At 55.7% G+C, this 13,017-nt stretch carries 12 protein-coding genes and 1 tRNA gene; 7 read left to right on the top strand and 6 right to left on the bottom strand.

The window, feature by feature from the left end:
* The first annotated feature begins 7 nt into the window (after positions 1-7).
* The 4 genes from ada (at position 8) to mgtE (ending at position 5,020) form a co-directional block, all read left to right on the top strand.
* Entirely contained in the window at positions 8-1,066 is a 1,059-nt protein-coding gene (gene ada, locus VF709_RS03835; RefSeq protein ID WP_038420235.1) for a bifunctional DNA-binding transcriptional regulator/O6-methylguanine-DNA methyltransferase Ada, read from the top strand.
* The gene (alkB, locus tag VF709_RS03830; RefSeq protein ID WP_038420233.1) at positions 1,066-1,722 is read left to right on the top strand and encodes a DNA oxidative demethylase AlkB; all 657 of its coding nucleotides are present in this window, start codon (positions 1,066-1,068) and stop codon (positions 1,720-1,722) included. The genes ada and alkB overlap by 1 nt, the downstream gene beginning before the upstream one ends.
* A 69-nt stretch (positions 1,723-1,791) precedes the next feature.
* Positions 1,792-3,435, top strand: a complete 1,644-nt coding sequence (locus VF709_RS03825) for a multidrug ABC transporter permease/ATP-binding protein (RefSeq protein WP_029883099.1) — start codon at positions 1,792-1,794, stop codon at positions 3,433-3,435.
* A 148-nt stretch (positions 3,436-3,583) separates the two neighbouring features.
* On the top strand, positions 3,584-5,020 hold the full coding sequence (gene mgtE / locus VF709_RS03820) for a magnesium transporter (RefSeq protein WP_013098001.1): 1,437 nt from the start codon (positions 3,584-3,586) through the stop codon (positions 5,018-5,020).
* Here the strand turns inward: mgtE and VF709_RS03815 are convergent.
* Positions 4,983-6,272: a SulP family inorganic anion transporter gene (locus VF709_RS03815; RefSeq protein WP_038420232.1), complete on the bottom strand. Its 1,290-nt coding sequence runs from the start codon at positions 6,270-6,272 to the stop codon at positions 4,983-4,985. The genes mgtE and VF709_RS03815 overlap by 38 nt on opposite strands.
* Before the next feature lie 188 nt (positions 6,273-6,460).
* Between VF709_RS03815 and mqo the strand changes: the two genes are divergently transcribed.
* Entirely contained in the window at positions 6,461-8,110 is a 1,650-nt protein-coding gene (gene mqo / locus VF709_RS03810) for a malate dehydrogenase (quinone) (RefSeq protein WP_020690675.1), read from the top strand.
* Between the two features lie 135 nt (positions 8,111-8,245).
* Here the strand turns inward: mqo and eco are convergent, their stop codons facing one another.
* Positions 8,246-8,755 carry a serine protease inhibitor ecotin gene (gene eco, locus VF709_RS03805; protein ID WP_038420230.1) on the bottom strand — a complete coding sequence of 170 codons (510 nt, stop codon included), beginning with the start codon at positions 8,753-8,755 and terminating at the stop codon, positions 8,246-8,248.
* Positions 8,756-8,957: 202 nt separating this feature from the next.
* Between eco and VF709_RS03800 the strand changes: the two genes are divergently transcribed.
* Complete coding sequence (locus tag VF709_RS03800) at positions 8,958-9,218, top strand: DUF2534 family protein (RefSeq protein WP_013097997.1); 261 nt, start codon at positions 8,958-8,960, stop codon at positions 9,216-9,218.
* A gap of 90 nt (positions 9,219-9,308) precedes the next feature.
* On the opposite strand, the gene VF709_RS03795 is transcribed toward VF709_RS03800, so the two are convergent.
* From VF709_RS03795 to VF709_RS03785, 3 genes are all read right to left on the bottom strand, one after another.
* Positions 9,309-9,385: transfer RNA gene (locus tag VF709_RS03795), tRNA-Pro, on the bottom strand.
* Positions 9,386-9,457: 72 nt separating this feature from the next.
* Positions 9,458-11,218 (bottom strand): LPS biosynthesis-modulating metalloenzyme YejM, encoded by a 1,761-nt coding sequence (gene yejM / locus VF709_RS03790; protein WP_020690103.1) that lies wholly within the window; start codon positions 11,216-11,218, stop codon positions 9,458-9,460.
* 19 nt (positions 11,219-11,237) lie between these two features.
* Entirely contained in the window at positions 11,238-11,465 is a 228-nt protein-coding gene (locus tag VF709_RS03785) for a YejL family protein (RefSeq protein WP_001135586.1), read from the bottom strand.
* Positions 11,466-11,599: 134 nt separating this feature from the next.
* Here VF709_RS03785 and yejK point away from each other — a divergent pair, with 134 nt between their 5' ends.
* Positions 11,600-12,607 (top strand): nucleoid-associated protein YejK, encoded by a 1,008-nt coding sequence (gene yejK, locus VF709_RS03780; RefSeq protein WP_013097995.1) that lies wholly within the window; start codon positions 11,600-11,602, stop codon positions 12,605-12,607.
* A 52-nt stretch (positions 12,608-12,659) separates the two neighbouring features.
* Here yejK and rplY read toward each other — a convergent pair whose 3' ends face one another.
* Positions 12,660-12,944: a 50S ribosomal protein L25 gene (gene rplY, locus VF709_RS03775; RefSeq protein ID WP_013097994.1), complete on the bottom strand. Its 285-nt coding sequence runs from the start codon at positions 12,942-12,944 to the stop codon at positions 12,660-12,662.
* Positions 12,945-13,017: the final 73 nt, after the last annotated feature.

Here is a 13,017-nt window from a genome sequence, read left to right as displayed (position 1 = left end):
GCCGATGATGAAAAACCCGACCTATATGACCGATGAGGATCGCTGGCAGGCTGTGCTGGCCCGCGATCCGCGTGCTGACGAACAATTTGTCTTTGCCGTCCAGACGACAGGGATCGTATGTCGTCCGTCCTGTCGCGCCCGACACGCGCTGCGTAAAAATGTCCACTTTTACCCCGATGTGCACCATGCTGTTCAGGCTGGGTTTCGGCCGTGCAAGCGCTGCCGACCGGACAAACGCGACCCGCAGGAAGAGAAGCTGGAAAAAGTGGAGCGCGCCTGCCGCCTGCTGGAGCAGGATCCCGCGTTAACGCTGGAAATGCTGGCGCAGCAGGTTGCCATGAGTCCTTTCCATTTTCACCGCCTGTTTAAATCCGTAACCGGGATGACGCCAAAAGCCTGGCAGCAGGCGGCGCGGGGACAGCGCCTGCGCAATGCGCTTGCCCACGGGGATAAAATAACCGATGCCGTGCTGGCGGCAGGGTTCCCGGACAGCAGCAGCTACTATCGTAAAGCCAATGACGCGCTGGGCATGACGGCAAAGCAGTACCGTAAAGGGGATGTCGCAGTGCGCTATGCCATCAGCGAGTGTGCCTTAGGCCGCTGTCTGGTGGGCGAAAGCAAGCGGGGGATCTGCGCAATATTGCTGGGCGATGATGATGCCAAAGTCACCCAGGAGATTTTGTCGCTGTTTCCGGACGCGGAGCGCGCGCCGCTGGAAGGCGAATTTGCCCGACGTATTGCTCAGGTTATTCATACTATCGATAACCGTGGCGTGCCGCTGGCTCTGCCGCTGGATATTCGCGGAACCGCTTTCCAGCAGCTGGTCTGGCAGGCCCTGCGCAATATTCCCTGCGGTGAAACAGCCAGCTACCAGCAGGTGGCGCAGGCGATTGGCAAACCTGGCGCGGTACGTGCGGTGGCCGCAGCGTGTGCCGCAAATAAACTGGCGATCGTCATCCCTTGCCATCGTGTTGTACGCCAGGACGGAGCGCTTTCGGGCTATCGCTGGGGGACGGAACGAAAGGCGCTATTATTGAAACGTGAGTCCAGGAATCAGGAGGGATAATGCTCGATCTCTTTGCGGATGCAGAACCCTGGCAGGAGCCGCTAGCGCCTGGCGCAGTGATCCTGCGCCGGTTTGCACTCTCCCGGGCCTCGGCGCTGCTGGCCGGGATCCAGTACGTCGCGGCCGTTTCGCCATTCCGACATATGGTGACGCCTGGCGGCTACACCATGTCGGTGGCGATGACCAACTGCGGTACGGCAGGATGGGCAACCAACGAACGGGGCTATCTCTATGCCCCGGACGATCCCGTCACCGGCAAGCCCTGGCCGCCCATGCCTGCGGTTTTTCAGGCGCTCTGCCATGATGCCGCCGTCGAGGCCACCTATCCCGATTTTCAACCGGATGCCTGTCTTATCAACCGCTATGGTGTTGGGGCGAAACTCTCGCTGCATCAGGATAAAGATGAACCCGATCTGCGTGCGCCGATCGTCTCGGTATCCCTGGGTCTGCCCGCCATATTCCAGTTCGGCGGATTACGCCGCAACGATCCTCTCCAGCGTCTGATGCTGGAGCATGGGGATGTGGTGGTGTGGGGCAGGGAGTCGCGGCTCTATTACCACGGCATTCAGCCACTGAAGCCTGGCGTCCATCCGCAGACGGGCGAGTTCCGCTTTAACCTGACTTTCCGCCAGACCGCGCCAGACAAACAAAAATAAGAATTATTCTTGATGTAAACGCAGGGCAGTTTACACTGCTGGCTGATTTTTATTGTCCGGATTGCCTGCATGCAACTACTTCTTCTTGTCTGGCGTCAGTATCGCTGGCCCTTTATTGCGGTAATGGCGCTAAGCCTTGCCAGCGCCGCATTAGGTATTGGTCTTATCGCCTTCATCAACGTGCGTTTGATCGAAATGGTCGACACCTCGCTGTCCGTTCTGCCGGAATTTCTGGGGCTATTATTGCTGCTGATGGCGGTCACGCTGGGTTCCCAGCTGGCGCTGACGGCCCTCGGGCATCATTTCGTCTTCCGCCTGCGCAGCGAGTTTATCAAGCGGATCCTGGATACCCAGGTGGAACGCGTCGAGCAGCTCGGCAGCGCCTCTTTGCTGGCGGGACTGACCAGCGACGTGCGCGCCATCACCATTGCGTTTGTCCGTCTGCCGGAGCTGGTACAGGGCATTATCCTGACTGTTGGCTCGGCGGCCTATCTCGCCTGGCTCTCCAGCAAGATGCTGGCCGTTACGGCACTGTGGATTACTATTACCATCTGGGGTGGTTTTCTGCTGGTTTCCCGCGTCTACAAACACATGGCGGTACTGCGTGAAACCGAGGACAAACTCTATAACGATTACCAGACGGTACTGGAAGGGCGTAAAGAGCTGACCCTGAACCGCGAGCGTGCCGAGCATATCTTCAACAACCTCTACATCCCGGACGCGCGTGAATACCGGCACCATATTATCCGTGCCGATACCTTCCACCTGAGCGCGGTTAACTGGTCGAACATTATGATGCTGGGCGCGATTGGCCTGGTCTTCTGGATGGCCAACAGCCTGGGCTGGGCCGATACCAATGTAGCGGCAACTTACTCCCTGACGCTGCTGTTTTTGCGCACACCGCTGCTCTCTGCCGTCGGTGCATTGCCCACCTTGCTGAGTGCGCAGGTGGCGTTTAATAAGCTCAAAAAGTTCGACCTTGCGCCGTTCAAAGCCGAGTTCCCGCGCCCTCAGGCCTTCCCGAACTGGCAAACGCTGGAACTGCGTAACGTCACATTCCGCTACCAGGACAACGCCTTTTCCGTGGGGCCGGTCAATCTGACGATTCATCGCGGCGAACTGCTGTTTCTCATTGGCGGTAACGGCAGCGGGAAATCGACGCTGGCGATGTTGCTGACGGGGTTATATCAGCCGCAATCGGGTGACATTCTGCTGGATGGCCGCGCGCTCAGCGCAGAGAAGCCTGAGGATTATCGCAAGCTGTTCTCGGCGGTATTCACCGATGTCTGGCTCTTCGATCAGCTACTGGGGCCGGAAGGGCAACAGGCTAACCCGGCGCTGGTGGAGAAGTGGCTGGCGCATCTGCAGATGTCGCACAAGCTTGAGCTGCAGGACGGCAAGATCCTCAACCTGAAGCTCTCGAAAGGCCAGAAAAAACGCGTGGCGCTGCTGCTGGCCCTGGCGGAAGAGCGCGACATCATTCTGCTGGACGAGTGGGCGGCGGATCAGGACCCGCATTTCCGCCGCGAGTTCTACCAGGTGCTGCTGCCGCTGATGCAGGCGATGGGCAAAACCATCTTTGCCATCAGCCATGACGATCACTACTTCATTCACGCCGACCGGCTGCTGGAGATGCGTGACGGCAAGCTGAGCGAGCTGACCGGTGAGGAGCGCGATGCGGCGTCTCGCGATGCGGTGGCGCGCACGGCCTGAAGCCTTCACTCTAACCCTCTCCCACGGGGAGAGGGGATAAATCGTGCATGTTATGCTGATTTTTTCTCCATCCCGCCCCGTTGTTTATTCTTATTTACATATCTCCGCGCTATGCTTAAAGCCAACTTATTTCATGGATTTATGATTAATGTCGGTTTTAAAGAAAAACAGTGCCAGGCAGCGCGACCAGGAACGTGCGCGTCTCATCTGGCTCCTCACGACGGATAAAGCGGTCACCTCTGCGTTACTGGGCAAACTGACCCTGGCTGAGCAATATGATGTCGGCACGCTGGCCGACGATATTGCTGAGGTAGGTGCGCTGGTTGCTCATTTACCTCCGCCGGATCTGGCGGATACCCTGGAAGCCCTCCCCTCGGAAGAGCGTCACGCCCTGTGGCGTCTGGTGCAGGATCACGAGCGCGGGCAGGTGTTGCTGGAAGCCTCTGAAAACGTCTGGGACGATCTCATTGATGAGATGAGCGACCGGGATATCCTCGATGCCCTGCAGACGCTGGACATTGACGAGCAGATTTACCTCGTTCAGCACCTGCCGCGAAACCTGACCGGGCGACTACTGGCTTCGCTGCCTGCGGAAGAGCGGGCACGCGTGCGTCAGGTGATGCACTATGACAAACACAGCGTGGGCGCCATTATGGAGTTTGGCGTCATCATGGTGCGCCCGGATGTGACTCTCGGTACGGTGCAGCGCTATCTGCGTCGCCTGGGCAGCATGCCGGACAACACCGATAAGCTGTTCGTCACCTCCCGGGATAAAACCCTGCTTGGCGAGCTGGAGCTTAAAACGATCCTGCTCAACAGCACCCAGCGGCGGGTGAGTGAGGTGATGGAAACCGAGCCGATGGTCTTCTCCCCGGAAGACGACGCGGAAAAAGCGGCCCGTACCTTCGAACGTGACGACCTTGTGAGCGCGGCGGTCGTCGATTCTGTGGGTAAACTGATGGGGCGTCTGACCATCGATGAGATCGTTGACGTGGTTTACGAAGAGACCGATAACGATTTACGTGCGCTCGGCGGGATCAGCGCCGAAGATGACGTCCACGCCTCCGTCGGCAAGGCAGTGAAAACCCGCTGGGCATGGCTCGCCATTAACCTCTGCACTGCATTTATCGCCTCACGGGTGATCGACGGCTTTGAACACACCATTTCACAACTGGTCGCGCTGGCCTCGCTGATGCCGATTGTGGCCGGCATTGGCGGCAACACCGGCAACCAGACCATTACCATGATCGTCCGTGCACTGGCGCTGGAGAACATTCAGCCGGGTAACTTCGCCTTCCTGATCTTCAGGGAGATGGGGGTGGCGCTGATTAACGGCCTGGTGTGGGGCGGCATTATGGGCGGCATTACCTGGTGGCTGTACGATGATATGGCGTTAGGCGGGGTGATGATGCTGGCGATGGTGCTGAATCTGCTGGTGGCCTCCATGATGGGGGTCATTATCCCCCTGACGATGACCAAACTGGGGCGCGACCCCGCGGTGGGGTCGAGCGTGATGATTACCGCCATCACCGATACCGGCGGTTTCTTTATTTTTCTTGGGCTAGCAACGATTTTTCTTCTTTAAGCCGACGCTTGAGCCGGGCGGGAAGCAATGCCATCACAATAATCCCGCCCAGCACGCCAATGGCCAGGTTACCGGTTGAAACCGTTGCTGCAACGGTAATCAGCATCACAACCGTTTCGGCAATGGGCGCGCTTTTTAACGTGGCAGGCTGAAGGCTGTGCCAGTTAAACGTTTTGATGGCAACAATCGCCATGATCCCGGCCAGCACGGCCATCGGGATTTTTGCCATCACCTCACTGAGGGCGGTGACCAGCACCAGCAGCACCATGCCCGCTGCAAAAGTTGAGACGCGACTGCGACCTTTGCCCATCTCCACGTTGACGATGGTTTGTCCGATCATGGCACAGCCCGCGATACCGCCGTACAACCCGGCAAGAATATTCCCTGCGCCCAGACCGATACTTTCACGGCGTTTGCTGGACGTCGTCGCGGTCAGTTCATCCACCAGTTTTGCCGTCAGCAGTGATTCCAGCAGGCCGACAAAAGCGATACTCAGCGCGCATGGCCAGATGATGCTGAGCGTTTCCATGTTCAGCGGAACGAGCAGCTGTGTCAGCCCTGGCAAACCACTGCTCATAGAACCTTCATCCCCCACCGTCGGGAGAACCTGTCCGCTGGTCACGGTGAACAGGGTGAGCAGTACAATCGCAATAAGCGGTGACGGGATGCTTTTAACAAAGCGCGGCACCCACAGCACAATCAGCAGCGTCAGCACGAACAGGCCCACAATCAGCGGGCTGCGGCTCCAGAAGTGGGGAACCTGCGCGAAGAAAATTAACAATCCCAGCGCATTTACGAAGCCGGTCATCACCGACTGGGGAATAAAGCGCATCAGGCGCGCCATTCCGAGCACGCCGAACAGAATCTGGATTATCCCCGCCATCAGGACCGCCGGCAGGATGTACTGCACGCCGTGCTGATGCACCATCGGGCCAATCACCAGCGCGACGGAGCCCGCAGCTGCTGTGACCATCGCACGACGACCGCCGAACGCTGAAAGGGTCAGACACAGCACCACAGAGGCAATCAGGCTGACCTTTGGGTCAACGCCTGCGACCACGGAAAAGGAGATCACCTCAGGAATGAGGGCCAGAGCGGTAATTACGCCTGCCAGCGTTTCGCGTAGCAGCAGTTGAGGGGAACGCAGCACCGTGGCGACCTGGTCTTCACGGGAAAGAGAAGCATGGGGTAATGACATAACAATTCGCAGATTAGGGCGGGCTTCCGTGCGCGCGATCACAAAGTGCAGCATAGTAACCAGAAATAACGCGCCTTGCCAGTTTCATCCGGCAATCCCGCACAAACAATCCATCATTAAATTTCACAATTACAATAATTTCGTAACCTTTAAACAATATTTAAAAGTTGCTACCGTTCCCCCCGCAGCTTTTTTCACCTGCAATTTCCACGCTTCAAGCACTACTCAACTAAGGCAAAATTATGAAAAAAATGACTGCCATGCTCTTTTCTCTGGCCGTGGGGCTGAACACCGTCTCCATGGCGGCGAAAGCTGACGCACCAAAAGAGCAGGAAACGGACGTCCTTTTAATTGGCGGCGGCATCATGAGCGCCACGCTGGGAACCTATCTGCAAGAGCTTCAGCCGGACTGGTCAATGACCATGGTCGAGCGCCTCGATGGCGTGGCGCAGGAAAGCTCAAACGGCTGGAATAACGCCGGTACCGGACATTCGGCACTCATGGAACTGAACTATACGCCGCAGAAAAAGGACGGTTCCATTAGTATCGAGAAGGCGGTAGAGATCAACGAAGCATTCCAGATTTCTCGCCAGTTCTGGTCTCACCAGGTGAACAGCGGCGTGTTGCACGATCCGCACTCCTTCATCAACACCGTGCCGCACATGAGCTTTGTGTGGGGCGAGCAGAATGTGAACTTCCTGCGCGCGCGCTACGCGGCGCTGCAGCAGAGCACGCTGTTCCGCGGCATGAAATATTCTGAAGATCACGCGCAGATCAAAGAGTGGGCACCGCTGGTGATGGAAGGTCGTGACCCGAACCAGAAGGTGGCGGCAACCCGTACTGAGATTGGCACTGACGTCAACTATGGCGAAATCACCCGTCAGCTGGTGGCCTCTCTGAAGAAAAAAGAGAACTTCAATCTGCAGCTCAGCACCGAAGTGCGTGGCTTTAAGCGCAACGCTGACAACAGCTGGAGCGTGACCGTTGCCGATCTGAAAAACAACGAAGCCGAGCACGTTATCAAGGCAAAGTTTGTCTTTATTGGTGCGGGCGGTGCGGCGCTGAAACTGCTGCAGGAGTCCGGTATTCCGGAAGCGGACGACTACGCGGGCTTCCCGGTGGGCGGTCAGTTCCTGGTGTCGGAAAACCCGGAAGTGGTGAACCGTCATCTGGCAAAAGTGTATGGTCAGGCCTCCGTGGGGGCGCCGCCAATGTCCGTTCCACACATCGATACCCGTATGCTTGATGGTAAGCGTGTGGTGCTGTTCGGGCCGTTTGCAACCTTCTCCACTAAGTTCCTGAAAAACGGCTCGTTGTGGGATCTGCTGAGCGCAACCACCACCTCAAACGTGAAGCCAATGATGGATGTCGGTCTGGATAACTTCGATCTGGTGAAATACCTGATTAGCCAGGTGATGCTTTCTGATGAAGAACGCTTCGAGGCGCTGAAAGAGTACTATCCGCAGGCGAAGAAAGAAGACTGGCGTCTGTGGCAGGCGGGTCAGCGCGTACAGATCATCAAACGCGATCCGAAAGAGGGCGGTGTGCTGCGTCTGGGTACCGAAGTGGTAAGCGATAAAGACGGCACTATTGCCGCGCTGCTGGGGGCTTCCCCTGGTGCCTCTACCGCTGCACCTATCATGCTGCACCTGATGGAAAAAGTGTTTAAAGATAAAGTCGCCACACCGGAATGGCAGGCGAAGCTGAAAACGATTATTCCATCCTACGGAACGAAGCTGAACGGTAACGTGGACGCGACGGAGCAGGAGCTGGAATACACCAGCCGCGTACTGCAACTGCAATACGTTAAGCCGCAGGCTGCTGATGCTGCACCAAAAGCGGAGCTGAAGCCGCAGGCAGAAAACAAACCGGTGGCGGATATCGCGCTGTAAGGTAAAAGCAAAACGGTAACATCCGTTACCGTTTTTAGTGTTTTCTCCCTCTCCCGGTGGGAGAGGGTTGGAATGAGGGCACCAGAGCACACCCATTCCGGGTCGGGTAAGGCGAAGCCGCCACCCGACTTATTCTTAACGTACTACCGCTTGTCCGATGTTTTCATCCGCCTTCCACACGCGATATTTCACTTCCACGTTTTCCGGCGTATACACCACGATTGGCAGCTTGCTGTTGTAGCGTAACAGGCTGTTATCACCCAGATACGCGGTCACGAATTTCTTCTCTTTCTTGCCATCCGGGCAGGCCATCATGGTGGAAACCGGTGACGTCATTTTATCAAAGATAAAGTAGTCGTAGCCCCAGCCTTCCAGCGTTTTGCTTTCCAGCTGTCCGCCGAGACGATGCTGGTTGCAATCCACTTCCAGCGTCTGGCCGATCAACAGTTCCACTTTGAAATTCGCTTCATTTTGCTGAGCCGGTAACTGGATCACCTGACGCTTCATGCCTTTTTCCGCTTGCGGATAAGGCGCGATTTTTTCCAGAGGTTGTACCTTCTGGCTTTCAGTTGCGAAGGCGCTGGTGCTGACGCACGCGGCGGCGATCAGGGCAAGGGCAAATTTAGGTGCGTTTTTCACAGTCATTCCTTTATGTCAAAACCATCCTGATGAGATTAGCATAACGCCCATGAATGATTAGCGTAATTTACTTACATTTTCAATAAAAGCAGTGTAATGAGCTAATGCAGTGCCATTTTTGTGGTGGTTTGTACTTCTGTGGAGTCTGGCGGCAGATCGTGTTATTTTAAGGCATACATAATGTTATTCATCTGTAAAGGGAAGAGAGATGATTCGTGCAAAACTGAAAACACCTGAAGGCCGTAAGTTCCTCCTGGCGCTGCTGGTTGTGTTTATGATTGCGGCCGCGTGCGTGGGCCGGGCAACTATTGTCGGCGTCATCGAACAGTACAACATTCCACTCTCTGCGTGGACGACCAGCATGTATGTCCTGCAGTCGGCGATGATCTTCGTTTACAGCCTGGTGTTCACCGTCCTGCTTGCCATTCCGCTGGGTATTTTCTTCCTTGGCGGGCGCGACAAGCACTAAGCGTTCACTTGCGATCTCAAAAGCCAGCCTGCGGGTTGGCTTTTTTTGTGCACAAAAAAACCAGCCATATGGCTGGTTTTTAAATAGTTTTGGTCGGCACGAGAGGATTTGAACCTCCGACCCCCGACACCCCATGACGGTGCGCTACCAGGCTGCGCTACGTGCCGACGCATGAAATGAATACTACTCGATTCCGTTTTGAATGCAAGGGAATCTGAGGCTAACTGGTTTATAATTAATCAGTTAGCGATAAACCGTTTCTCATCCGTCAGAACCTGTAGCAGCAGATTCAACTGTGGTTTCTGGTCTTTCAGCCGTTCACCCTGCAGATTATACGTCTGATAGTTTCCGTTATTGTTCAATACCAGCGTCAGCATTGGCGTGGTGACCGCCAGCGTATCATTGCCCGCTGCCGTGACCCAGTTGTGGCGACGCGTGGCGCTGAAGAGATCCTGCCCCTGTGAATACTCATTTGCCGGCGTACTGACGTGCAGCAGCCGTTGCATCAGCGTGGTCATCACATCTTTATGTTCGGTGAGCATGTTAATGCGCTGAGCGGGGGTGCCCGGCCAGTGGATCACCAGCGGAACATGCAGATTCGGCCGCGACCAGCTCATACTCTTCGCTTCGTCGCCCAGCGGTACGCCGTGGGCTGCCGTCACGATCACCACGGTGTTTTCGAGCTTGCCGGATTCGCGTAAGGCATCAAGCACGCGGCTAATCTGGTCATCAACATTGCCTGCTGCACGGCTGTAGCGGCGCGCAAAGCCTTTCTGATTGCTGTCATCGAGCGTGGTGCCATTAAAGGCAACCCAGGAGAACCAGCGGTTATCTTCCTGCGCATAACGCTGCAACCAGTTAATCCACTGACTGGCGGTCTGCTCGTCCGACTGGCTTTCTGCGGCTGGCAGGGAGAAATCAGACAGCAGCGCCTGGCGGTACAGCGCGCTGTTAAAGCCGTCTGAGGAGAACAACCCTAACTGATATCCTTGCTGATTGAGCCCGGTGATCAGCGCTGCAGGAATGCGCGCAGAAAGCACGCCGTCCATGTAGGCGGCAGAAATGCCATAGAACAGGCCAAAAATGCCCGCATCGGCGGTGTTGCCGGAGCTCATATGCTGGGTGAACGTCACGTTCTTGCTGGCGAACTCGGCCAGCGCGGGCATCTGCTTCTCGTAACGGGAGTAGTTCAGACCATCGACGGTGATCAGCAGGACGTTCTGTCCGCGTCCCATATCGCGATAGCGCAGATCGCTCAGCGGATACTGCACGCTAACCGCTTCCGGATTCCCTTGCTCAATCAGACGACGCTGGTACTCCTGCGCGTCCAGCAGCCCGTGCTTCTCAAGGAAACGACGCGCCGTCATTGGATAAGAGAGCGGCAGGTTCGCCCGCTGCATGGTGATCGGGCGATAGAAGTTCGCATCCGCCCAGATATACATGATGTGCGAACTGATAAAGGAGACGAAAAAGATCGCGGCCACCGGTTTCGCGTAATGGCGTCGGCGGGTCAGGCTGCGCAGTTTTTGCCAGCTCCAGGTGGCAAACAGCATCTCTATCAGAAGGATCACCGGGACGCTGATAAACATCAGCTGCCAGTCACGGGCCGTTTCGTTCTGATCGGGGTTAATCACCAGCTCCCAGACGATGGGATTGAGATGCAGGTGGAAGCGGGTGAACACTTCACTGTCGATAAGCAGCAGCGTCATCCCTGCCGTTGCAAGGATGGCGGATAAAAATCGCATCAGACGCTGCGACATGACGATAAACGTCAGCGGGAAGAGGATCAGCAGATAGGTGGCGAAAACCAAAAAGCTAAAGTGCCCTACAACGCTTATCCAGGAGTAAATACGCCCGGTTAGCGTCGTCGGCCAGTCTGCGACAAACAGATAACGACAGCCGATAAGCGTCGCCAGCAGAATGTTGAACAGGGCAAACCAGTGCCCCCAGCTGACCATCTGGGAGACTTTTTCACGGTAGCGCTGACGATTCGTCACCATAAACTGTTGTTCGTTTCCCTTAATGGGCCTGGTCGTCGCTAACGGAAGACTGTAAAGCCTGGGCGAAAGATTTGGCGATCGCCTGACGCTGAGCCGGAGCAACGCTGGTATTGATAAGGTTGGTGACCATATTTCCCAAAACCATCAGGGAGAGATCGGTCGGTGTTTTATGTTTTTCCAGTACGTTGACCAGCTCACTGAGCAATTGTTCAACGTGTTCATCACTGTAGCGGGAATGTTGTGGCATAAATCAAAATCAGTTTGTTGATGAAAGGGCAACATATTACCGTAGCAACAGCTTTTTTTCCCCTTTTTTATCAGTTGTTGCACACATGTCCTGGTGGTGGTTGAATACCGCCCGGTCTAAAAGGAGAGTTTATCATGAGTCTGGAAATCAACCAGATTGCCTTGCACCAGCTTATCAAGCGTGATGAGCAAACCCTTGAAGTGGTGCTGCGCGATTCGTTACTGGAACCCACGGCAACCGTTGTGGAAATGATGGCGGAACTGCACCGCGTCTACAGTGCAAAAAATAAAGCCTATGGTCTGTTCAGCGACGAGAGTGAACTGGCTGATAGCCTGCGCCTGCAACGTCAGGGTGAAGAAGATTTCCTGGCGTTTAGCCGCGCGGCAACCGGACGTCTGCGCGACGAACTGGCAAAATACCCGTTTGCCGACGGCGGTATCGTTCTGTTCTGCCACTATCGCTACCTGGCGGTTGAGTATCTGCTGGTCACCGTGCTGAACAATTTAAGCAGTATGCGCGTGAATGAGCAACTGGATATCAGCTCCACCCATTATCTGGATATCAACCATGCGGATATCGTTGCGCGTATTGATTTGACCGAGTGGGAAACCAATCCAGAGTCGACGCGCTACCTGACCTTCCTCAAAGGGCGTGTTGGCCGTAAAGTGGCCGATTTCTTTATGGACTTCCTCGGTGCCAGCGAAGGTCTCAACGCCAAAGCGCAGAACAAAGGGCTGCTGCAGGCGGTGGATGACTTCACGGCGGAAGCGCAGCTCGATAAATCTGAGCGCCAGAACGTGCGTCAGCAGGTTTACAGCTACTGCAACGAACAACTGCAGGCGGGGGAAGAGATTGAGCTGGAGTCGCTGTCAAAAGAGCTGGCCGGCGTCAGTGAAGTCAGTTTCCAGGAATTTACTGCTGAGAAAGGGTATGAGCTGGAAGAGAGCTTCCCGGCGGATCGCAGTACGCTGCGTCAGTTAACCAAATTTGCCGGAAGCGGCGGCGGGTTAACCATCAACTTTGATGCCATGCTGCTGGGGGAACGTATCTTCTGGGATCCGGCCACCGACACGCTGACCATTAAAGGTACGCCACCCAACCTGCGCGATCAGCTGCAGCGTCGCACCGCTGGCGGTAAATAACCGCCATAAAAAAACCCCGCCGAAGCGGGGCTTTTTTTCGACATGTTTGCGATTACGCGCGAACGAAGTCGATGTGAGTCAGTTTTGGCTTGAACGCGTGACGCTGAACAGCCTGAACTTTCACTTTTTCTTCTTTACCGCCAACAACGATGGTCAGAACTTCGCTGTAGAATTCAGCTTTGGTCTGCATGTTCCATACTTTGTCGTGATCCAGTTCGATAGAAACTGGAGCAGCTTCGCCACCGTAAACGATAGCCGGGAACTTGTTAGCGGTACGCAGGCGGCGGCTCGCACCCTTACCCTGCACGTTACGTACTTCTGCTTCGATAGTGAACATTGATTTCTCTCTGTATTTAAAACCCTACTACAGGCGACCCAGCAGCAGGTGAGTGTTCTGCTTTGCGGATGCA

Source organism: Enterobacter sp. Lyrl_3 (assembly GCF_051948675.1).
In the GTDB taxonomy this organism is placed as follows: domain Bacteria; phylum Pseudomonadota; class Gammaproteobacteria; order Enterobacterales; family Enterobacteriaceae; genus Enterobacter; species Enterobacter cloacae.
Note: the sequence above shows the minus strand (reverse complement) of the source record. Positions and strands in the feature narration are given on the sequence as shown.